This window comes from Streptomyces sp. 147326 (assembly GCF_045000215.1).
Lineage (GTDB): Bacteria > Actinomycetota > Actinomycetes > Streptomycetales > Streptomycetaceae > Streptomyces.
This window is the reverse complement of record NZ_CP134201.1, coordinates 6189801-6211945: the sequence shown is the minus strand read 5'-3', so window position 1 is coordinate 6211945 and position 22145 is coordinate 6189801. Positions and strand designations below refer to the sequence as shown.

At 71.6% G+C, this 22145-nt stretch carries 17 protein-coding genes; 9 read left to right on the top strand and 8 right to left on the bottom strand.

The genetic code is table 11. The features are described 5' to 3' along the window. Window positions 1–3 precede the first annotated feature (3 nt). Entirely contained in the window at window positions 4–894 is an 891-nt protein-coding gene (locus tag RIU97_RS28490) for a phosphatase PAP2 family protein (protein ID WP_404960434.1), read from the top strand. Window positions 895–953: 59 nt separating this feature from the next. Here RIU97_RS28490 and RIU97_RS28485 read toward each other — a convergent pair whose 3' ends face one another. The 3 genes from RIU97_RS28485 to RIU97_RS28475 are packed head-to-tail and all read right to left on the bottom strand — an operon-like array spanning window position 954 to window position 3222. Next, window positions 954–2114, bottom strand: coding sequence for a hypothetical protein (locus tag RIU97_RS28485; RefSeq protein WP_404960433.1), 1161 nt, complete (start codon window positions 2112–2114; stop codon window positions 954–956). Next, window positions 2111–2377, bottom strand: a complete 267-nt coding sequence (locus RIU97_RS28480) for a DUF397 domain-containing protein (RefSeq protein ID WP_404960432.1) — start codon at window positions 2375–2377, stop codon at window positions 2111–2113. The genes RIU97_RS28485 and RIU97_RS28480 overlap by 4 nt, the downstream gene beginning before the upstream one ends. Further along, window positions 2374–3222: a helix-turn-helix domain-containing protein gene (locus tag RIU97_RS28475; RefSeq protein ID WP_404960431.1), complete on the bottom strand. Its 849-nt coding sequence runs from the start codon at window positions 3220–3222 to the stop codon at window positions 2374–2376. The genes RIU97_RS28480 and RIU97_RS28475 overlap by 4 nt, the downstream gene beginning before the upstream one ends. 110 nt (window positions 3223–3332) lie before the next feature. On the opposite strand from RIU97_RS28475, the gene RIU97_RS28470 reads away from it, so the two are divergent. From RIU97_RS28470 to RIU97_RS28445, 6 genes are all read left to right on the top strand, one after another. Then, window positions 3333–3797: an ATP-binding protein gene (locus RIU97_RS28470; RefSeq protein ID WP_404960430.1), complete on the top strand. Its 465-nt coding sequence runs from the start codon at window positions 3333–3335 to the stop codon at window positions 3795–3797. A gap of 202 nt (window positions 3798–3999) precedes the next feature. Then, window positions 4000–4881: a helix-turn-helix domain-containing protein gene (locus tag RIU97_RS28465; protein ID WP_404960429.1), complete on the top strand. Its 882-nt coding sequence runs from the start codon at window positions 4000–4002 to the stop codon at window positions 4879–4881. Window positions 4882–5114: 233 nt separating this feature from the next. Beyond that, entirely contained in the window at window positions 5115–5309 is a 195-nt protein-coding gene (locus RIU97_RS28460; RefSeq protein ID WP_404960428.1) for a hypothetical protein, read from the top strand. A 157-nt stretch (window positions 5310–5466) separates the two neighbouring features. Then, window positions 5467–8211, top strand: a complete 2745-nt coding sequence (gene lanKC / locus RIU97_RS28455) for a class III lanthionine synthetase LanKC (RefSeq protein WP_404960427.1) — start codon at window positions 5467–5469, stop codon at window positions 8209–8211. 125 nt (window positions 8212–8336) lie between these two features. Continuing rightward, entirely contained in the window at window positions 8337–8960 is a 624-nt protein-coding gene (gene merB / locus RIU97_RS28450; protein WP_404960426.1) for an organomercurial lyase, read from the top strand. Between the two features lie 470 nt (window positions 8961–9430). Further along, window positions 9431–10192: a CAP domain-containing protein gene (locus tag RIU97_RS28445; protein ID WP_404960425.1), complete on the top strand. Its 762-nt coding sequence runs from the start codon at window positions 9431–9433 to the stop codon at window positions 10190–10192. A 78-nt stretch (window positions 10193–10270) separates the two neighbouring features. Here the strand turns inward: RIU97_RS28445 and RIU97_RS28440 are convergent, their stop codons facing one another. From RIU97_RS28440 to RIU97_RS28420, 5 genes are all read right to left on the bottom strand, one after another. Beyond that, window positions 10271–10735, bottom strand: coding sequence for a hypothetical protein (locus tag RIU97_RS28440; protein WP_404960424.1), 465 nt, complete (start codon window positions 10733–10735; stop codon window positions 10271–10273). Window positions 10736–10737: 2 nt separating this feature from the next. Further along, the gene (locus RIU97_RS28435) at window positions 10738–11232 is read right to left on the bottom strand and encodes a hypothetical protein (RefSeq protein WP_404960423.1); all 495 of its coding nucleotides are present in this window, start codon (window positions 11230–11232) and stop codon (window positions 10738–10740) included. Window positions 11233–11261: 29 nt separating this feature from the next. Next, window positions 11262–12569, bottom strand: a complete 1308-nt coding sequence (locus tag RIU97_RS28430; protein ID WP_404960422.1) for a hypothetical protein — start codon at window positions 12567–12569, stop codon at window positions 11262–11264. Window positions 12570–12599: 30 nt separating this feature from the next. Further along, on the bottom strand, window positions 12600–13100 hold the full coding sequence (locus RIU97_RS28425; RefSeq protein ID WP_404960421.1) for a hypothetical protein: 501 nt from the start codon (window positions 13098–13100) through the stop codon (window positions 12600–12602). Window positions 13101–13222: 122 nt separating this feature from the next. Then, the gene (locus RIU97_RS28420; RefSeq protein ID WP_404960420.1) at window positions 13223–16210 is read right to left on the bottom strand and encodes a bifunctional [glutamine synthetase] adenylyltransferase/[glutamine synthetase]-adenylyl-L-tyrosine phosphorylase; all 2988 of its coding nucleotides are present in this window, start codon (window positions 16208–16210) and stop codon (window positions 13223–13225) included. 169 nt (window positions 16211–16379) lie between these two features. Between RIU97_RS28420 and RIU97_RS28415 the strand changes: the two genes are divergently transcribed. Together RIU97_RS28415 and RIU97_RS28410 are read left to right on the top strand one after the other, a co-directional pair. Beyond that, entirely contained in the window at window positions 16380–19823 is a 3444-nt protein-coding gene (locus tag RIU97_RS28415; protein WP_404960419.1) for a PIG-L family deacetylase, read from the top strand. 221 nt (window positions 19824–20044) lie between these two features. Continuing rightward, entirely contained in the window at window positions 20045–22105 is a 2061-nt protein-coding gene (locus RIU97_RS28410) for a PIG-L family deacetylase (RefSeq protein WP_404960418.1), read from the top strand. Window positions 22106–22145: the final 40 nt, after the last annotated feature.

The following is a 22145-nucleotide window of genomic DNA, read 5'->3' as shown; positions in this document are numbered from 1 at the left end:
CCCATGGGTGAATCGAGCGTGAAGACACTGGAAACCCGGACGGATGTCTCCTCACCCACTGCGGTCGAGACGGAGACCCGCCCGGGTTCCGACAGTGCCCTCCTCTCCCGGCTGCGCGTCCCGCGCCGGCCTCGGATCTGGTTCGAGGTCCTGCTCATCGCGGTGAGCTACTGGACGTACTCGCTGATCCGGAACGCGGTGCCCGAGCAGAAGACGATCGCCCTGGCGAACGCCGACTGGATCTGGGGGGTGGAGCGGAACCTCGGCATCGCCATCGAGGAGTCGGTCAACCACGCCGTCAACTCCGTGACGTGGCTGATCGTGGGCATGAACTACTACTACGCCACGCTCCACTTCGTCGTGACCATCGGCGTGCTCGTCTGGATCTACCGTTTCCATCCGGGGCGGTACGCCGCCACGCGCCTGGTCCTCTTCGCCACCACCGGCGTCGCCCTGGTCGGCTACTACTTCTATCCGCTCGCGCCGCCCCGGCTGATGAACGGGCAGAACTTCGTCGACACCGTGCTGGTCCACCACACCTGGGGCTCGATGGCCTCCGGGAACCTCAAGCAGATGTCGAACCAGTACGCTGCGATGCCGTCCATGCACATAGGGTGGTCGCTCTGGTGCGGGCTGACGATCTTCGCGGTCGCCTCGGCCCCGTGGGCCCGCATCCTGGGCCTGCTCTACCCGACGGCGACCCTCGTCGTCATCGTGGCCACCGCCAACCACTTCTGGCTCGACGCCGTGGGCGGCATGCTCTGCCTGGCGTTCGGCTACACGGTCTCGCGGTCCTGGTACGGCTCGATGCCGCACCGCCTGCCGCGCCACCCGCAGCCCGCCGGTCCGCACCCGGCGGCGGAACTGCTGAACCGCTTCCGGACCCGCGCCTGAGGACCGGGGCCCGGAAAGCCGGGGTCCCGATAGTCGGGGTCCCATAGCCGGGATCCGGGTCACCAGCCGCGCAGCCCCCGCAGCCGCACCTGCCCGCCGATCGGTACGAGCTCCGCTCCGGTGTCGGCCGCGCCCGGGGCGATCCGCTTCAGGGCCTCGGTGAGGGTGCGCGTGTAGGACGTGTCGATGATGATGCGCGTGGTCTCGTAGGGGTGGCTGAGGCGTTCCTCCGAGGCCAGGATCCGGTGCAGCAAGGGCGCCGCCGCGGCGGCCGGGGCGCCGATCTCCCCGAGGTGTCGTACAGCCTCCTGCGTCGGCAAGGCCTGCAGGCCCGTCCAGTCCGCATCCACCTCCGCCAGCAGGACCGGTACGGCCGGCTCCGGGTCCCCGGTGATCCGCCAGTACGCGCGCGCCGCGGCGACCCGCGTCCACGCGCCGGGCGATTCCATCAAACCGCGCACGGTGTCCGCGTGCGCTGCGGCCAGCGGGCCGAGATCGGCGAGGTAGGGCAGCCCGTGGCTGCCGCTCCCCGATTTCACGGCCGAACCGCACACGTCGAGGGCGAGGGCCGGATCCCCGGTGACCCTCCAGTGCGCCCAGGCGGCCAGCCGCGTGTGGTGACGGCCGGCCCGTGGGGCGCGGCCGGCGACGAAGTCGATCAGCCGGTTCGCCGTCCCGGCCGCGGCGGGCCCGATCCGGCCGAGAACGCGCAGGGCGTCGTGGGCGAGGTCGGTGTCCAGGAACCCGGTCACCTCGGGCACGGCGGGCGCGGCGTCGGGTCCCCAGACCGCGAGCACTTCGAGGGTGGCCTCCGGCCGGTAGCGGCTCTTTTGCAGCACGGCCCGCATCGTGGGGAGAAGCCCGGCCGCGGGCAACGCGGCCAGGATGCGGGCCCACGGGCGCTGGGTGGGAAAACCGCCGTGCTCTCCGAGACCCTGCAGGGCTGGTATCGCCCGCGGGTCGCCCGTTCCTGCGAGGGCGAGCGCGAGCACCTCCACGCCGTGACCGACGGCGGTCCCGTAGACCCCCTGCCGCTGACGCAAGGACGCGGCGATCCGGTCGGCATGCCCGGCGACGGCCCGGCCCGCCTGAACCAACGCGCTGTCGGCGTCGTAGCTCGGCTCCTGGGAACAGACCGCCTCGACGACGGCGTCCCAGCACGCCGGATCCGGCCGCCGGTACCGGTACACGGCCTCGACGGCGGGATCAAGTCCTCTCACGAGGTGACGGCGTGGGCGACGAACCCGGTCCAGGCGGCCGGGGTGACGGCGAGGCGGGCGCACTCGGGCCGCGCGGAGTCCCGGACGAGGACCGTGCCTGTGCCGGGGGTGCGGGCGACCTCGACGCAGTCCGCCCCGTCGGCCGTGCTGTAGCTGCTCTTGGTCCAGGCGACTTCGATGCAATTGGGTCCGTCGGCGGTGCTGTAACTACTCTTGACCCACGCCAGCGCGGAGAGGCCCACGCCCGACGGCTTGATGCTCATGTCTCCCCCAGTAGCTTCTCGATGAACGTCAGCGATGCGCGAGGCGTCAGAGCCTGTGCCCGGATCATGCCATAGCGCATGTCCAGGATCTGGACCTCTTTTGGCTCGGTGATCAAGCGACTGGCCAGCTGAACTTCGTTGTGTCCGACCGTCGCTCCATCCCTGAGGCGCATGACCGTGAACGACGCGCCGAGACCGGAGTGCTCCTCGACCACCATGGGCATCACCTGGATCTCCACGGTGCGCAGGCTGCCTACCTCCAACAGGTGCTCCAGTTGGCGGCGCAACACCATTTTGCCCCCGATGGGCCGTCGGAGGACAGCCTCTTCCTGCACGACGGTCAGCAGCGGGGCCGGATGCTGTCGGAGCAGCTCCTGACGCGCCAGCCTTGCCGCGGCCAGGCGCTCGATCTCGTCCTCCGAGAAGCCGGGGCGCCTCAGCCCGAACAGGGCACGGGCGTACTCCTCCGTCTGGAGCAGACCCGTCACCACGACGTTGTCGTACGACCCGATCTCCACCGCCTCGGATTCCAACTTGGCCAGATCCCGAACCTTCTTCGGATAGCGGGCCCTTTCGATGTCCGCCTTCATCGCGGCGATTTTCCCGCCCGCCCCAAGGACCTCGTCCGCCTTGTCCAGGAACTCCGGCCTCGGAATACGGGCTCCGCGCTCGATCTTGTAGATCAGGTTCGCCCCGTACCCCATCCGCTCGCCGAACTTGGAACGGTCCAGCCCCGCGGCCTCGCGCCACATTTTCAGCTGGCGTCCCACCGTGGCGATAACCGCGCCGGATTCGTCCTCCGGGTCGAGTTCCCAGCTCGACTCGTCGGCGCCGTCCGTGTTCACATCCGCCTCCCCTTGGACCACGAGGACACCACCGGCCCGCCCTGGACAGCCTTCGTACACAGCGCCCTCGACTCTGTTCAGGCTACGCACGGATGGCCACTCTGAGTCACGTGAATCAGGAAATCTCCCTCGTCGCCACGCTCCCTTCCACCCCGCGCGGAGCCCGTGCCGCCCGCGCGCTCACGGTGGCTCAACTCGTGGAACAGAAACTTCCGTTCGAGGATGCGGCGCAGGTCGTCGCCGAGCTCGCCGCGAACGCCGTAACCCACGGGAGGGTGCGCGGGCGGGATTTCCGGCTGGTGTTGCGCCTCGCGCCCGGGTCTACGCTCCGTATCGAAGTGTCCGACACCCGGAGGGAGTTCGGGCCGACCCCGGTCGTCGGGGTGCCGGACGCCGAGGCCGAGTCGGGGCGGGGGCTCACCCTCGTGTCCGCGCTCGCCGCGCGGTGGGGAACGGATCACGGGCCGGTGCCACTGAAGACCGTGTGGGCGGAAATGGATTTGGCGAGTCCGATTTCACCGGATCGAGGTTTCCACGACCCGGTGGATCAATGTCCGGTCCCGCACGACGCCTAAAGAGTAATAACCGGGGGAAAGGACCTCTCCACACCTCCCCCTCCCCTCTCACCCGGTCGAGTGAATCACCCCAACCGGGCTGGCGCATATGACAATTCACCGGGCACTCTGGCTCCCGACAACCCCATAGAACGCATTCGGCCCCCGTCCGGGACGGCAATCCCGACCGAGGGCCTGACCAATCGAAGGACCCTACCCTTCCATGGCTGACCAGCAGCTTAGCGCGCCCGCGCGCGTCCCGTCGGGGATCCGACACATCAACCACGACCACCGCCGCGGCTACGTCAAGATCGGCAACCACCTCGCCCAGCACCGCCGGCTGAGCATGACGGCGATCGGGCTGGCGACGCACATCCAGTCACTCCCGGCCGGCTCCAAGGTGACCATCAAGGCCCTCGCGGAACGCTTCCCGGAGGGCGAGGTCCGCATCGCCGCCGCCCTGCGCGAGCTGGAGCAGTACGGCTACCTGGCCCGATTCCAGGAGCGGCTCCCGACGGGGCGCGTCGTGACCTCCACGGTCTCGTACAACAACCCGCCCGCGAGGGCGGAGGCGGCCCGCGAGCGGCGGGTCCCGCCCACCCGGTCCGCGCCGAAGCCGGCCCCTCAGCCGGACCCGGACCCGGAGGCCGAACCAGACCCGGACCCCGAACCGGAGGCCGAACCGAACCCGGAGGCCGAACCGGCCGCCCCCGAAGTCGAGTTGCAGGCACGGAAGTTGCTGGCCCGGCTGCGGCTGCGCGATCCGCGGCTGGTGCTCTCCGAGCACGACACGGTACGGCTGGCGCCCGCCGCGGCCGTCTGGCTGGAGCGCGGGCTGCCCCCGAGCGCCGTCACGGCGGCAATGACGCGCTCCCTCCCGATGGCGGCGATCCATTCCCCCGCAGCCCTGCTCACTCACCGTCTGCGGGAACTGCTCCCGCCCCGGCTGGCGGACCCGTGGGCGGCGCACCCCGCACCTCCGGACCACACCGTCCATCCCCTCCGTACGTGCGACGGCTGCGAGCGCGCCTTCCGCTCCCCCACCCCCGGCCACTGCCGGAGCTGCGCCCCACCGACGGCCGCGGCGGCGACGCATGCCGCTTAGCTCGTTCTCTATCTTCCGGTCGCTCGTATGACGTTCAACGATCGTCCCGAGATTGCGGAAGGCAGGGACGCGGCGCAGGCTGGAACTGGCGTCGTGCGGAAGCCACGACTGCCTGCGAGTGTCGAGCGTCTGGCCCAAAGCCAGCGGTCCACAAGGCCCGGGGGCGGGGTCGGTCGCCACCAATCCTCGGTTCCATGTGCAAGATCCCCGTCATACCTCGAGGAGTGGGTGAGATGACGGAACCAACCGGTACGGGAAGGTCGGAAGAGGAACTGGTCAAGCAGGTGATGCCCACGATCCTCGAACTGCAGAAGGTTCTCGTCCAAGGTGCGAGGAGGTCCCAGCAGCCCCCGCTTGAAGCTGCCGGGTACGTCAGCATCACCTCCTGCGACCATCACAGCTGTGGCGGTGGCGGCACCATCATGTGACAGCGCCCTCTTGGGGCAGTTCCCCCGAGCCCTGCGGTGAAGCCATCCCCGCGGTCCTCGGGGGACGTCACGTACGCGTGGCTACGCCGCACCGCCTTGCTCCGGCTTGCTCCGCCGGCCGACGAACCCCTCGACGACGAATGCACGAGGCGGTGCCATGCACGACTGGGAATTCGTCAACGCCTATGCGCGGTACCACCCCAGGTGGTTCGAGAGCGCGGACGGATACGCGCCGACTTCGGAACACGTCGAAGCGTTCGAGGCCGTTGCGCCGCCCGACTGGACGCTCCGCCGCACCGGGCTGTGGTACCTGGCGCAATCGCCTCGAGTGTCCGTGCCCGAGCAGGGCTGGAAGATCCACGTGGCGGTACGCTCCCTTGACTCCGTCGCCTGCCTGGAGCGAGCGATCCGCTGTGCAGTGGACGCGTCCGTGTCGTTCAAGTTCCTCCTGGACACGCGGACGGTGGCGGAGGCCAACGGCAAGCTGTGGCCGCGCGGTTCCAGCGGTAAGTTCATGACGTTCTATCCGCCGGACGACCAGGCATTTCTCCGCCTCGGAGCAACGCTGACAAGCGAACTGAGGGGATTCGACGGTCCCTACATCCTCTCCGACCGACGGTGGCCCGATTCGTCCTGCGTCTACTACCGGTACGGCGGCTTCAGTCCGCGGACCCTGCTGCAGCCGGACGGCAGCCGCGAGTACGTCATCGCCGACGCCCGCGGCGAGTACGCGCCCGACGTCCGCGCCCCGTACTGGCACCTGCCCGAATGGCTGACCGACCCGCTCGTCCACGCCCGTCCGCCGCAGGAACAAGCGCCGCCGGCACTCCGTGACGGGCGCTTCCATGTGAGATCGGCGCTCAACTTCTCCAACCGGGGCGGTGTCTACCTGGCCGACGACCAAGCCACCGGCCGTACCGTCGTGCTCAAGGAAGCCCGGCCCCACATAGAAGTGGGACTCCACCGCATCGACGCCGTGGACCTCCTGCAGAAGGAGCATCGCATCCTGCGGGACCTCTCCGACTGCGGGTTCTACGTCCGCCCGATCGAGATGTTCGAAGAGGGCGGACACTCCTTCCTCGTGGAGGAGTACCTGCCCGGGGATCATCTGGGCCGCTACAGCATCAAGATGAACCCGCTCTACCGGGCGCACATCACCGAACCCGCCCTGGACGAGTACTACGCCGACCTCCGCCGCCGCTGGTTGCAGCTGGCCCGGGCGATCAAGGCGGCGCACAGCCGCGGCGTGGTGCTGGGGGACCTCTCCTTCAGCAACGTCATCGTCACGGGGCCGTCCACACTCCGCGTCATCGACCTCGAATGCGCCGTCGAGGAGGGCGTCGATCCGTCCGTCGGTCTCCACACTCCCGGGATGGCGACGCCCGGGTCGGTGCGCTCGGGGATCAGCGACCGCGCCAACGACCTGTACGCGCTGGGGGCTGTGGTCTTCGGGAGCGTCATGCTGGCGAACGGGATGGCCGAGCTGCACCCGCCGTCGCGTCGTCGCTTCCTGGCCGATCTCACGGACGACCTCAGACTGTCCGACCGCTTCGTGGGATTCCTCGACGAACTCATGGACTTGCCCGCTTCCGGGCACGCCCCCGACATCGACGAGGTCATCGCTGCCCTGACCGACGTCCCCATCATCGAACCGGCTCCGGCTCCGGCTCCGCGAGGCAACGGGGCGCCGGGCGGCCCCGCACCCGCCCGTGGACCGCGTCGACAGCCGCGACGCGGCACCTGCGCACTCGTCCGGGAGACCCGGGCCGCCGCCCTGCGCTACCTGGAACGCACGGCCACACCGGAGCGCCGCGACAGACTGTTCCCGGCGGACCCCGCCGTTTTCGAGACCAATCCGCTGTCCGTCGCCTACGGAGCCGCCGGCGTCCTGCACGCCTTCCACCACACCGGGGTCGCGGTTCCGCCCCACCTCGCTGCCTGGATGGCCGACCGGAACGTCACCGACGAGTCGTACCCGCCGGGCCTGTATCTCGGAGAAGCGGGCATCGCCTGGGTCCTTCACGAGATCGGCCGACCGGACGCCGCCGCCGATCTCCTGCGCAGGGCCGGCCGGCACACCCTGCTCGACGCCTCGCCGAACGTGCTCTACGGGGCGGCGGGCTACGGGATCGCCTGCCTCAGGTTCTGGGTCGACGGATACGGGGACGAATTCCTCGACGCCGCCGTCCGGGTCGGGGAGCGACTCGCGGCCACCTGCGTCCGCGGCCCCCTGGGCGCCTACTGGCCGAGCGCGGAGGGCGACGTACCGCTCGGTTACGCCTTCGGCGGGAGCGGAGTCGCGCTGTTCCTGCTCTACCTGTCCCGTGCGGCGCGGGACGAGTACGCCTTCGCGCTCGGACGCTCCGCCCTCGACCACGACCTGGCACATGCGGTCCGACACGGGGCGGAGTTCGAGGGGTTTCCGGCGATGGTTCCCCACGAGGCGGAGGCGGGCAGGATCGTGCCGAGGTGCTACTGGGACTCCGGTTCAGCGGGCGTCCTCACCACACTGATCCGCTACCTCGCCGTCCGGCCCGACGACGGGCTCCGGGAGTGGCTGGGTCCCCTCGTCGGCAACGTCCTCCACAAGTACGCCGTCTTCCCCCAGCTGTTCCACGGTCTGTCGGGCATGGGGAACGCGCTGCTCGACGTGTGGGAGTTCACCGAGGATCCGCAGTACCGCGAAGGCGCCTGGACGGTCGCGGAAGGCGCCCTCCTTTTCCGCATCGACTGCGCGGAGGGAGCGGGCTTCCCCGGAGAGCAGGCCATGCGCGAGAGCGCCGACTTCGCCACCGGAACGGCTGGGGTCGCGCTCTTCCTCGACCGGCTGATCAGGTCGGACACCGGCCCCGCGGGGAACTTCAACTTCGTCGTCGACGAACTGATACCGCGTCCTCAGTGAGGCGGACCGCGCGCTGCCGACGCACCCCTCCCCCACCACCGTCGCCCTCGCGCACCCTGAGCGGGTTTCAGGAGGCTGCGGCGGCCTTCTGGAAGCGGGGGAGAAGAGCTGTAGGAGGGAGCGAAATGTCGCATGCTCGTGTGCAGCAGCTGTCCGATCAGCTGGTCGCCAAGTGGACCTCACCGCAGGGCGTCGAGCTGATGGCCGCGGGGTCCGTCCTGGTCGGCGGCCTCCTCGCGTACGGGCCGCTCAGCCTCCAGGAGGCCGGCGGGCTGCTGGACTGGCCCGCCGACGAGGTCCTGGACCGCTTCCACGCCATGAAGTTCGACCTGGAGACCGACGACCGGGGCCGCGTCATCGGCGCGGGCGTCTCCCTCGACGACCGGCGTCCCCACTCCATGCAGCTCCAGGGGCAGCAGGTCCACGGCTGGTGCGCCATGGACGTGCTGATGTTCCCCGTCGTCCTCGAGGAGCCGGCGAGTACGGTCGCCTCGCGGTGCGCCACCACCGGCGAGCCGATCACGCTCACCGTCACCCCGGACGGGGTACTCGACCTGAGTCCTTCCACCGCGGCGGTCACCCTCGCTCCCGCCACCGGGGCGGATATTCGCGAAGTCTTCTGCGACCGCGTGAACTTCTATGCCACCGCGCATCTCGCCGAGGCGGCCGTGGAACGCGACAGCGATCTGGCAGCCTGCTCCGTCGACGAGGCCTGGTCCCTCGGCAAGCGCCTCGCCGATCTTTTCTGACCGCCGGGCAATTCTTCCGAATGGGGTCGCGGGAATTGGGCACGCTGCCGGTGCGCCCCTTCACCGCACCCCGACGCCGTAATCCGACGCACGGTTGCGTGACATGCGTCACAGTGCGCAGCTCGACGCCGAACACCTTCCCGGGCGTGCCACGTCATCGACATTTCGACATTTGTCCGTTTTGGATTCGACATTCCCCTCTCCGGCGGGAACGGAATCCGTCCTACCGCCCGACTTGTCGTCGACTTCCCTGGTCACGGGCATTCCTGAAGACACATCACATGGTTGTGCAAGTGACCTGATCGTGACCATGCACGATCATCGGCCCGTTTCAAGCCGGGTGTCGAATGCCCCGGGTGTACGCGAAGCGGAAACTTGCCAGGTCATTGGCGGTCTTCTAAGAATGTCGCTATTCCGGCGTCCCGCAGTTCCGGCGCCGGGAGCTTCGCGATCACCGAATGAGGTCACGCATGCAGAAGCATCGGAAGAATAAGCCGTACCGGAAAATAGTCATCGGCGTCGGCGCCCTGGCAATCGTGGGTGTTCCCACGGCCGCCATGGCCTGCTTCGACACGGACGACAGCGGCCGGACCCGTGCCGCGAGCCACCAGGGCCAGCGCCCGTGGCACTACGCGCCCTCGGCCACGCCGAGCACCCTGGCCCCCGTGGACGTCCCGACGGCACCGAGCAGCCCCCCGGCCGCCGAGCCGAGCAGCCCCGAGGCGGCGCCCGCGCAGCCGGTCGTACAGACCTCCCCGCCCGCGCAGCCGAAGCCGGCGAAGCCGCCGGTCGCCACCAAGAAGCCGCAGGCGCCCGAGCCCCCGAAGACCTCGGCCCCGTCGGCGCCGCCGGCCTCCGGCTCCGTCGCCCAGGTCCTCGCCCTCGTGAACCAGGAGCGCGCCGCCGCCGGATGCTCGGCCGTCGCCCTCAACGCGAAGCTCACGAAGGCCGCGCAGGACCACAGTGCGGACATGGCCTCCCACAGCAACATGTCCCACACCGGCTCCGACGGCTCCGACCCGGGCGCGCGCATCACCCGCGCCGGGTACACGTGGAGCACGTACGGCGAGAACGTCGCCTACGGCTACAGCACGCCCGAGAAGGTCATGGAGGGCTGGATGAACAGCCCCGGCCACCGGGAGAACATCCTGAACTGCTCCTTCAAGGAGATCGGTATCGGCCTGGCGCAGCCCGGCAACTACTGGACCCAGGACTTCGGCACGGCGCGCTGACCCCGCGCCTGCCCGGTGGTGCGGCCGGCACACCCTGCCGGCCGCACCACCGGACGCCGTGGCGGGCGCGCGGGCCGGTCACAGCCTGAACAGCACTCCGCGCCAGGTCCAGCCCGCCCTGAGGACCGTGTTCTGCAGGGGGTTCTTGATCAGCCCCGTGTCGAAGCGGAACGTCTCCACCTTGCGGCGGCGGCCGTCAGCGCCCCGCTGGAACTCCCACTGCTTGTAGACCGCCTTCCCCGGACCCCGGCCGTACTGCTCGCCGGAGCGCTCCAGCGAGGGCTCCCACCGCTCTTCGAGTACGCGCACCTCGTGCTGCGCGGGGACCAGTCGCATGCTGGTCTTGAGGGTCAGGCGCATCTCGCTGACGCGGCACTCCACCACCAGGTCGGCACGTTCTCGCGGGGTGCCCTCACGGACGGCGAACAGCCCGTCCGGGCCACCCAGCGCGAGCAGCGCCTCCCGGAGCTCCTCGGCGGCCCCCGGCGTGACACTACGGGCCGGGTGCCTGGTGCCGGTGTATTTGTCCCAGAGACGACCCACCGTCAGCTCTCCGCCCCATCGTCCGGGCGCACCGAGCGCACGAAGTCCTGGAAGTCTTCCAGGACTTCGTCGTGCTGGGCCGCGGTGGCGGTCAGGGCCAGGCGGATCATCGCCCGCTTGTGCGGGTCCCCGGTGTCCACGAGGGACAGGTACACCTGGGACTGGACGAGCTCGTGGCGGGCGCCGTCGGCCACGGCCGAGAAGCTCAGCCGCTGGGTCAGGGCGGGCGCGTCCTCGGAACCGACCTCGCGGCGGTGGACCACCTCCACCGACTCGGCGAACTCACGCAGGTGCTCCACCGACGCATCGGCGATCTCGGCCAGGGTCACCCCGTCCTTCGGGAACCCGCCGTCGATGGTGATGTTGGCGGTGAACCCGGCGTCCGGCTGCGGATGCACCGCGGCGAAGGCCACTCCCGGGTCGAACCCCTCCGGACGGGCCGGGAGCCAGCCCTCGGGCAGCCGGAACTCGATCGGCACCGGCAGTGTCGTGGGCATCCGGGGCCCTCCTTCCATGGAAACGGACATCAGTCGAGCAACCAGTCCTTGAAGTCGCCTGCGGCGTCGCCGACCGCGTGCGCCGTATCGCCCACCGCGTCGGCCACGTCACCGGCGGTCTTGGCCACCTTCTCCGGATCAACGGTGATCTCCAGGCCTATGGAGCCGCCGAGGATGGGCGAGGCGCCAAACTTGCCGCCCAGCTTCCATACACCGGTCGCCTCGTCCTTCTTGTAGCCCCAATAGCCCTCAGCACCGGGACCCGCCCAGCCTTCGGCCGTCAGGCCGACGCCGATGCCACCGGACTCCACACCTCCGTTGACGCTGCCCTTCGCCCCGGCGAACGCCTTCCCGCCGATCGTCACTTCTTCCTTGGTGGCCTTGAGGCTGCCCGCGAGTTCGCCGCCGGCGAATCCCTCGGCCCGCCCGTAGACGCTCTGGTACTCGCCTCCGGCCCGGCCCTCGGCCAGGGCCCGGATCCCGGCGGACCCCTCGGCCTTGGCGACGAAACCCTTGTCGCTGAAGCCGAAGTTCGCGGTGCCCCGGGCTCCGCCGTAGATGTCGGCGATCCCGGAAAGCTGCATCGCCCCGAGGTTCCCCTCCCCCTTCGCGGTGGCGTGGAAGAGGTCGGCGTAGGCCTTGATCGAGGCCTCCTTGCCGTACTGGCCCGGGCCGGTGGTGCTCACGCCGACGTCCCAGGTGTCGGGCTTCGTCCTGATCTTGACCTCGTCGAGCTTTTTGGCCTTCGCCAGGTCGCCCTCGGCGTAGTTGTTGAAGCCGGTGAGGGTCTCGTCGGCGCCGTTGCCCTGACCCAGGGCATCCCTGTTGCTGTCGTTCACGGCCGCCACGAGGGCGTCCTTGACGTGCTGGTCGGCGTCGGAGGCGGCCTTGACCCGGTCGTCGATGTGCTTCTGCCACTTGCCGACCGCGGTGCGGATGGCCTCCTGGCCGTCGGGGTCGTGGTGGTAGGCGCTGCGCTCGGAGGGCGTCAGCTTGGAGTAGTCGAAGGCGACGCGCCCCTGCTCCGAGACGGTCATGCCGGCGGCGATCGCGTCGTCGCGGGCGCTCTCCAGCTTCTTCTTGAGGTCGACGAGCTGTTCGTGGGCGCCCCGTAACAGGCTCGCCACCGCCTTGGCCTGGTTCTGCGCGGCGGAGTACTCGTAGCGGGTCGCCGTGAACTTCGTCCGCGCCGCTGCGGCGCTGACGCCGACCCAGTTGTCCCCCATGGTGATCTTCTGGACGGTGTCCCCGTAGCGGGTCTCGACCTTCTTCAGCTCGCCCGCCATCGAGTCCCACTTGGCGGCGGCCGTCGTCAACAGGCCCAGGTCCGTGGTCATGACTTCGTAATAGGTCAGCACCGCAGCCCCCTACATTCCGTGCAGTTGCGACTGCGACGCGAACTGGCTGCCCAGGCCGATGTCGTTGCGGGTGATGTAGCCCGAGGCGCCGCGCAGCTCTGCCTTCTCCCCGGCGAGGCGGCCCATCAGGGTCTTCACCTGCTGGTCCCACGTGTCCGCCACCTTCTTCAGGCCGGCGGCCGTCTCCCAGCCCTCGAAGCCCTTCTGGGCCTTGCCGGTGGCGTCGTCCGCGTGCTCCGCGGCCGTCTTGGTGGCGTGCTCCAGCTCGTTCTCGATCGTGTCCGCCGCCGCCCTCTTCTCCGCGGGCGTCGAGGCGAAGTCCTTGGAGCCGCCCGGAGTGAACAGCCCCGACGACGGCGGGGTGACGCCCGGAGCGTAGGGGACCACCGACGGCGGGGTGACGCCCGGAGCGTACGGGCCGGGCGACGGCGCGGTGACCCCCGGAGCGTACGGACCCACCGGCGGCCCGCTGTTCAACCGCATGTCCACCTGGCCGAGATCATCTGACATGGTCACGCCTCCCCGTAGTTGAGGGTGATCATATGCAAATCGCGAAGGCGCGACCAGAGTTGGCCTGTTGGACGGCCCGGCTCCCGGCACCGGTCGGCATCCGACCGTGCGCCCGGGAGCGGCTACCCGCCGTAGAACAGCTCGTCGACCACCGCCCGGGCACGGCGGGTGATGCGCCGGTAGTCGTCCAGCATCTCCCCCACCGTGCCCTCGGCGTATCCGAGGTAGCGGCCGACCGCCGCGAGTTCGCGGGCCTCCGACGGGAAGGTGTCCCCGGCCCGGCCGCGGACCAGCATCACGGCGTTGCGGACCCGGGTCGCCAGGACCCAGGCCTCGTCCAGGATCTGCGCCTCGTCGGTCGGGATCAGTCCCGCCGCGTGGGCGGCGGCGAGCGCCTCGCGGGTACGGGTGGTCCGCAGGCCCGGTTCGGCCCAGGCGTGCTGCATCTGGATCAGCTGCACGGTCCACTCGACGTCGCTGAGGCCGCCGCGGCCGAGCTTGGTGTGCAGGGTCGGGTCGGCGCCGCGCGGCAGCCGCTCCGACTCCATACGGGCCTTGAGCCGGCGGATCTCGCGTACGGCGTCCTCGCCGAGGCCTTCCATCGGGTAGCGCAGCGGGTCGATGAGCTCGATGAAGCGGCCGCCGAGGTCGGCGTCGCCCGCGACGGGTTCGGCGCGCAGCAGGGCCTGGCTCTCCCAGGTGAGGGACCAGCGCCGGTAGTACGCGGCGTAGGAGGAGAGCGTGCGCACCAGCGGGCCGGAGCGTCCTTCGGGGCGCAGGTCGGCGTCGATGAGCAGCGGCGGGTCGGCGGTGGGCAGCTGGAGCAGCCTGCGCATCTCGGCGATGACCGTCTGGGCGGCCTTGGCGGCCTCCTGTTCGTCGACGCCCTCGCGGGGTTCGTGGACGAAGAGGACGTCGGCGTCGGAGCCGTAGCCGAGCTCGTGCCCGCCGAAGCGGCCGACGCCGATCACGGCGAAGCGGGTGGGCAGCGTGTCGCCGTAGTGGCTCTGGACGGCGGCGCGCAGGGCTCCGGCGACGGTGGCGGCGGTGAGGTCGGAGAGGGCGCCGCCGACCCGGTCGACGAGGGCGCCGTGGTCCTCCTCGGCCGGATTGTCCTCCGTGCCGTACGAGCCGATGATGTCGGCAGCGGTCGTACGGAAGAGCTCGCGGCGGCGCACACCGCGGGCGGCGGCGACGCCGGCCTCGGCGGTTTCGGCGCGGCCGACGGCGGCCATGACCTCCTGTTCGAGGGCCTCGTGGGTACGGGGCTGCAGGCCTTCGGGGTCGCCCAGCAGGGCCACCGCCTCGGGGGCGCGCATCAGCAGGTCGGGAGCCAGGCGGCCGGCGGACAGGACGCGGGCGAGGTTTTCGGCGGCGGCGCCCTCGTCGCGGAGCAGCCGCAGGTACCAGGGGGTCTTGCCGAGGGCGTCGGAGACCTTGCGGAAGCCCAGCAGGCCGGCGTCCGGATCGGCGGAGTCGGCGAACCAGCCGAGCAGCACCGGCAGGAGGGTGCGCTGGATGGCGGCCTTGCGGGTGACGCCGGAGGCGAGCGCTTCGAGGTGGCGCAGGGCGGCGGCCGGGTCGGCGTACCCGAGGGCTTCGAGGCGCTGGCCCGCGGCGCGCGGGGAGAGCCGGGTCTCGCCGGGGGTGAGCTGGGCGACGGCGTCGAGCAGCGGCCGGTAGAAGAGCTTCTCGTGCAGGCGGCGGACGACGGAGGCGTGCCGGCGCCAGGCCTTGTTGAGTTCGGCGACGGGCTCGGTGCGCAGGCCCATGGACCGGCCCAGGCGCCGCAGGTCGTTCTCGTCCTCGGGGACGAGGTGGGTGCGGCGCAGCCGGTAGAGCTGGATGCGGTGCTCCATGGCGCGCAGGAAGCGGTAGGCGTCGTGCAGCTGGGCGGCGTCGGCGCGGCCGACGTAGCCGCCGGCGGCCAGGGCGTGGAGGGCGTCGAGGGTGGTGCCGGAGTGCAGGGTGGCGTCGCTGCGGCCGTGCACGAGCTGGAGCAGCTGGACGGCGAACTCGACGTCGCGCAGGCCGCCGGGGCCGAGTTTGAGCTCGCGGTCGACCTGGGCGGCGGGGATGTTGTCGACGACGCGGCGGCGCATCTTCTGGACGTCGGGCACGAAGTTCTCGCGCTCGGCGGCCTGCCAGACCAGGGGCGTTATGGCGTCGATGTACTGCCCGCCGAGGTCGGGGTCGCCGGCCACGGCGCGGGCCTTGAGGAGGGCCTGGAACTCCCAGGTCTTGGCCCAGCGCTGGTAGTAGGCGATGTGGGAGGCGAGGGTGCGGACGAGGGGTCCGTTGCGGCCCTCGGGGCGGAGGTTGGCGTCGACGGGCCAGATGGTGCCCTCGACGGTGGTCTCGGAGCAGATCCGCATGAGGTGGGAGGCGAGGCGGGTGGCTGCCTGGATGCCCTTGCCCTCGTCCGTGCCGTTGACCGCCTCCCCGACGAAGATCACGTCGACGTCGGAGACGTAGTTGAGCTCGTTGCCGCCGCACTTGCCCATCGCGATGACGGCGAGGCGGCACTGCGCCGCGTCCTCGGGGGCGGCGGCGGAGGCGATGCGCAGGGCCGCGCGGAGGGTGGCGGTGGCGAGGTCGGCGAGCTCCGCGGCGGTCTCGGCGACGTCGATGGTGCCGCAGACGTCGCGGGCGGCGATGGAGAGCAGGCAGCGGCGGTAGGCGACGCGCAGGGCGACGGGATCGTGCGCGTCCGCGAGCCCGCGCTCGAACTCGGGGAGTCCGGGGTGCAGGTCGGCGGCCTCGTAGGTGACGAGGGTCAGCCAGTCGCGGGGATGGCGGGCGAGGTGGTCGCCGAGGGCCTCGGAGGCGCCGAGCACGCCGAGGAGGCGGTCGCGCAGCGGTTTGGCGCTGACGAGGGTGTCGAGGAGGCCGGGCAGCTCGCCGGACGGCTGCGCCTCGGCGAGGCGGACGAGCCCGAGGAGGGCGAGGTCGGGGTCGGCGGTCGCCCCGAGGGCGTCGAGCAGCACCGGATCGGCGCGTACGGCCGCCAGCGCTTCGGCGTCGAGCAGCCGGGCTGCGGCGGAGGGGTCGGTGAAACCGCTGCGGAGCAGCCGGATGAAGGTGCTGCTCCTGCGTCCCGGGACTGTCATCCCGCCGCCTCCTGCGGTTGTTGCTGCCACTGCCCTGGCGTGCCTGTGGTGAGCGTAGCCGGAGCAGGCGTTCGACTCACCGGCAGTACCATGACGGGGATTATCGGATTATCCGAATATTTGGTGCGTGATGGGGCCCGCTCCCCGCCGACCGGCCACGAGGAGCCCCATGTCCGACGGACACCCCCGCCCCGGCTGGAACGGCCGGCCGGAGGCCCGGCCGTCGCCCGGAGGGTCCGAGGACCAGACCTACCAGACCTACCAGGCCGATCCCCTCCAGCCCCACCCGACCCACCACTCTCACCAACACCAACACCCCTACGCGTTGCACCAGCCCGAGCCGGGCCACGCACCGCACGAGACCGAGCGCGCCTACGCGCACGACGAGGCCGGCCACGCCTACGCACCTCAGCAGCCCCAACAGTCCTACCCGTACCAGGGGGTGGGGCCGAGCCAACACGCGTACGTGCCCCACCAGGCGGGATCCGGCCAGGCCGAGCCGCACCACGGGGCGGGGCCGACCCAGCAGGCCTACCTGCACCACGGGGCGGGGCCGACCCAGCAGGCCGGGCAGGCCCACTGGCCCCACGAGGCCGATCAGGCCCCCTGGCCCCACGAGGCCGGGCAGGCCTACCCGCCGCACGGGGCCGGGGCCCACGCGTACCCGCCTCAGGGGGCCCCGCAGGCCCACCTGCCCCACCAGGCGGGCGGACCCGAGGCGTACGGGCCTCAGCAGGCCGGCGCGAACCAGGCCTACCGGCCCCGGCAGACCCAACAGGGCCCGCAGGCCCACCCGTACGAGGGGGCGGGGCCGGCCCGGCACCACCACTTGCCCCAACAGGCCCAGCAGGCCCACCCGTACCACCAGGCCGACCCGACCCAGCACGCCTACCGGGCCGAGCAGACCTACCCTCCGCACGGAGCCGACGCTCACGCGTACCCGCCACATGAGGCCGAGGCCCACGCGTACCCGCCGCACGGAGCCCAGCAGACCCACCACTCCCACCCGTACCCCGAGGGCGAGCAGGCCCAACGCCCGTACGCGCCCCACCAGGCCGGGGCCCACGGGCCCCAGCAGACCCACGCGGCCCACCCGACCCACCTGCACCACGAGGCGGAGCCGACCCCGCACGCCTACCCCTCTCCCCGGGCCGAACAGGCCCCGGCGCACCGGCAACAGCGGGTCCCGCAGGGAACCCCGCCCCGCCAGGCCCGCCGGCCCGATGCGGCCCAGGAGGCTCCGGCGGCCCAGGAGGCTCCGGCGGCTCCGGAGGGCGAGGTTCTGGAGGCCGAGGGTCCGGCCGGCGGGCGGAAGGCCGCGCGGCTGGCCCGTGAGGCCGAAGGTACCGGTGGCGGCGGCCGGCGCGGCCGCGCGAAGGCCCCCGCCGCGCCGAAGACCACACGCGGCCGCCGCCGCACCGATGGCAAGGACGGCTCCGGCGACGGGGAAGGGGACGGCGACGGGGAAGGGAAAGGGCCCGGTCCCGGTCCCGAGGCGGCGGGCGGCCGCGGAGCGCGGCCGAACCCCCGCCACCGCCGGGCCCGCCTCGTCAAGGCCGTCGCGTTCCTCGCCGCCACCGCCGCCTGCAGCATGCTCGTGCTCCGCGGCAACGAGGCCCTCGACGGCCTCGCCTCCCCCACCGACCCCGACAGCGCGGCCTCCGCCCCCGCGGCCGTCGCCGACGCGCCGGACCCCGGCCGGGTGCTCCAGATCATCGCGCACCCCGACGACGATCTGTACTTCATGAATCCGGACCTCCGTTACTCCATATCCGCCGGTCACCCCGTGACCTCGGTCTACCTCACCTCCGGCGAGGCGGACGGCATCAACGCGGGCGCCGCCAAGGAGGCCACCACCGCCCCCAACAAGGCCGCCTACGCCGAGGCCCGCCAGAACGGCATCCGCGCCGCCTACGCCAAGATGGCCACCGGCGACCGCAGCAGCGCCTGGAAGCGCAGCGTCGTCCCGACGAAGGGCGGCGGCCACGCCGAGGTCGACGTCCTCGTCGCCAAGCCCGAGGTCAACCTGGTCTGGCTGCAGCTGCGCGAGGCCGGCAACGTCTTCGCCGACGTCCCGGAGAGCCTGCACGGCCTGTGGGACGGCAAGGTCGCCCGGCTGGACTCGATGCTCGCCTCCGGTTCTCCGGTCAAGCAGAGGTTCTCGTACTCGAAGGACCAGGTCGTCCAGACCCTCGTCGGCGTGCTGGAGCAGTACAAGCCGACCACCGTCCGCTCCCAGGACCCGACCCCCGGCCGGTTCCCGGACACCAAGCGGTACACCGACCACCAGGACCACTTCTACGGCGCCCGCTTCGTGCAACTGGCCACCGCCGCCTACGCGAAGGACGTCAAGGACCGCCCGCACTTCGCGGTGCAGAACTACCTCGGCTACTTCAACGGCTCCCTCCCCAGCGCGCTGGACCCGGACGAGGCCAAGGAGAAGCTGGACATCCTCGACACCTACGCCTGGCTCGACCGGCAGAACCACTGCGGCAGCGACGCGGGCTGCGGCGACCTGAAGGTCGCCGACCATCCGGCCGGCAACCGGTGGTCGGACTCCATCAACTACGCCCGCGGCAACAGCACCACCTGGCTGGCCTCCGACAAGGAGCACGGGCTGTGGGCCTTCAAGGTGCTCGACGGCCAGGTCGCCGTCTGGCACCGGCCCGGTCTGGTCGGCCGCTGGAAGGGGCCGGACCTGCTGCCCGGCACCGGCATGGACCCGGGCGTCAGCACCGTCACCCTCAAGGACGGCCGGATAGCGGTCTTCGGCACCCGCACCTCCTTCGGCGCGAAGCCCACCGACTACAAGCGTGAGGTCGTCCACAGCGTCCAGAAGGGGGCGGGGGCCGAGGAGTTCGGGGAGTGGCAGTCGCTCGGCACCCCCGAGACCGCGGACGAGAACTGGACCTCCGACATCAGCTCCCCGGCCGTCTCGGTCGACGGCACCGGGCAGCCGGCGGCGTACGTCCGCGACGGTTCGTACACCCTGCGCGGCCGGGTGCAGCAGGCGGACGGCAGCTGGGGGCCCTGGGAGAAGTACGGCGGCGCCGATCTGCACGGCACCCCGGCCACGGCGACCGACGGCGCCGGGCGGCGCATGGTGTTCTCCGCCACCTCCAAGACGGTGGTGGGCTGGGTGCAGCCGAAGCCGGGAGCCCCGCTGGGCCCGGTCACGCCGACGGGGCTGCCGGACACCACGCTCCCGCTGACCGCGGAGGGGCGCGAGGGCGGGGTGCGGCTGTGGTTCCGCAAGCCCGGGTCGGGCAACGTCCGTACGGCCCTGATGACGGGCGACGGCGGGCTGAAACTGAACAACTTGACCGACCTCGGCGGGCTCCAGGGCTTCGGCTCGGTGACGGCGAGCGGTCACGTGCTGGCGGGCCGTTCGGCGGGCGGGCAGCTGGGCGCGGAGGTCGGCCCGGGCCGGCCGTGGGAGCGGTCCCCGCTGATGTTCGTCGGCGCGCCCTCCTCCGTGATGACCGGGAAGAGCATGGTCAGCCTGGCGGTGGTGGGGCTCGACGCGCGGCTGTACGTGACCTCCTCGGCCGACGCGCCGGACGCGTACCTGGCGCCGTGGCAGCCGGTGGGGCCGCGCAGCACCACCCCGTAAGGGCTCCGTAGAAGGGCTCTGCGGAAAGGGGCCAGAGGCGGACGAAGCGCCTCCACATGTGGGTCGCATACCGGGATCAAGACCCCACAAGACACCGTCACATCCAGTCGCTTTCGGAAAGTGGCAGTCATCGGCCGGATCGGTGAACCAAGTTCCCCGATTTGGCCTCTCTCTGACTGCTCAAGCGGTTTCTCCGCCCGGACCGACCCAAGGCGTGACCGATGCCCGTGACCCGTCGCCGCTTCGCGGCCCTGCTCACCGTGCTGACAGCCGGCGCCACCGGCGTGCTCTCCGTGGCCACCGGCCAGCAGACCTCGGCCGAGGCCACCCAGGAGAAGCGCCCGACCGCCGTCCTGCCCGCGAGCGTCACCGCCGGGTCGGTCGTCCAGGTCGTCGCGCACCCCGACGACGACCTCTTCTTCATGAACCCGGACCTCAGCCGTTCCCTGCTGGCCGGCACCCAGGTCACCACCGCGTACCTCACCTCCGGCGAGTCCGACGGGCGCAACGAGGCCGGCGGCGGCGCGGCCAAGGACCCCGAACAGCCCGCCGACCGCACCCACTACGCGGAGGCCCGGCAGAACGGCATCCGCTCCGCGTACGCGCAGATGGCCACCGGCGACCGCACCAGCGCGTGGAGGCGCACGGTCATACCCACCGAGGGTGGCGGCCGGGCCGAGCTCGACGTCCTCATAGCTAAGCCGCAGGTCAACCTGGTGTGGCTGATGCTGCGCGAGGCCCGCAGCACCGGCGGGGACAACCCCGAGAGCCTGCGCGGCCTGTGGGACGGCCGGATAACCGCGCTGGAGGCCCAGCTGACCTCCGGCACCCCGGTCAAGCAGCCGTTCTCGTACACGAAGGACCAGCTCGTCCGGTCGATAGCCGGAGTCCTGGACCGGTACCGGCCGACGACGATACGGATGCAGGACCCGACGCCGAACCGGTACGGGGACAACGGCCGGTACACCGACCACCAGGACCACATGTACGGGGCGCGCTTCGTGCAGGCCGCCACCGCCGCCTACGCCGCCCAGGTCCAGCGCCGCCCCCGCTTCTCGGTGCAGAGCTACCTCGGCTACCACAACAGCACCCTCCCCCACTCGCTGGACCCGCAGACGGCCGAGACGAAGACCGGCTACCTGCGGACCTACGCCTGGCAGGACCACCAGGACCACTGCGGCAGCCCCTCGGGGTGCGGCGACCGCAAGGTCGCGGGCAACCCGACCGGGCGCAACTGGGCCCAGTCGCTGCGCTACACCCGCGCCGACAGCACCTCCTGGCTGACGCAGGGAACGCCCGGCCGCCTCTGGGCGTTCGCCGCGCTCGACGGCCAGATGGCGTACTGGACACGGGGGCCCGGCGGCGACTGGGCGGGCCCCGTCCTCCTCCCGGGCACGGGCATCGACCCGGGCGCGGCCACCGCCCGCCTCCCCGACGGGCGCATCGCCGTCCTCGCCACCCGCACGGCCTTCGGCTCCGTGCCCACCGACTACCGGCGCGACGTCGCGTACGCCGTCCAGTCCGCGCCCGACGGCCCGTTCGGGCCGTGGCAGTCGCTCGGCACCCCCGAACGGTCCGACCAGGAGGGCACCTCGGCGATCAGCGCCCCGGCGGCCGCCGTGGACGCGCAGGGCCTCCTCACCGTCTACGTTCGCGACTCCCGCCGCACCCTGCGCGCCACGGCCCAACTGCCGGACGGCGGCTTCTCCCCCTGGCAGCGCCTGGGCGGCGAGGACCTGCAGGGCGACCCGGTGACGGCGGTCGACACCGCCGGCCGGCGCCACGTGTACGCCACCACCACCAAGTCGGTCCTGGCCTGGACCCAGCCCGCCCCGGGCTCCGCACTGGACGGACCCTCGCCGACGGGCCTGCCCGCCACGACGGTCCCCCTCTCCGCCTCCCCGGACGGCGCGGGCGTCCGCCTGTACTTCCGCCGCCCGGACTCCGGCGTCGTACGCACCGCCCTGGTCACGGCGGGCCCCACGGCCAGGCCCCAGGTCTCCAGCGTCGCCGAGGCGGGCGGCCGGGCCGGCTACGGCGCGGTCGGCGCCGCGGGCCGCCTCGTCGCGGGCCGCGGCGAGAACGGCACCATCAGCACCACGGGCCTCGGCGGCCCCCCGGCCTGGGTGGAATCCCGCATGCTCTTCGCAGGCGCGCCCTCGGCCGTCCTCGAACCCACCGGCACCACGACAACAGCCGTCCTGGGCCTGGACGCCGAACTCCACACCACGACGACCCCCCACACCCCCGCCACCCCGACCTGGCACCGCGCGGTCCACTGACGCCCGTACGACACCGAAGGGCCGAGGCCGGTGACCGCCG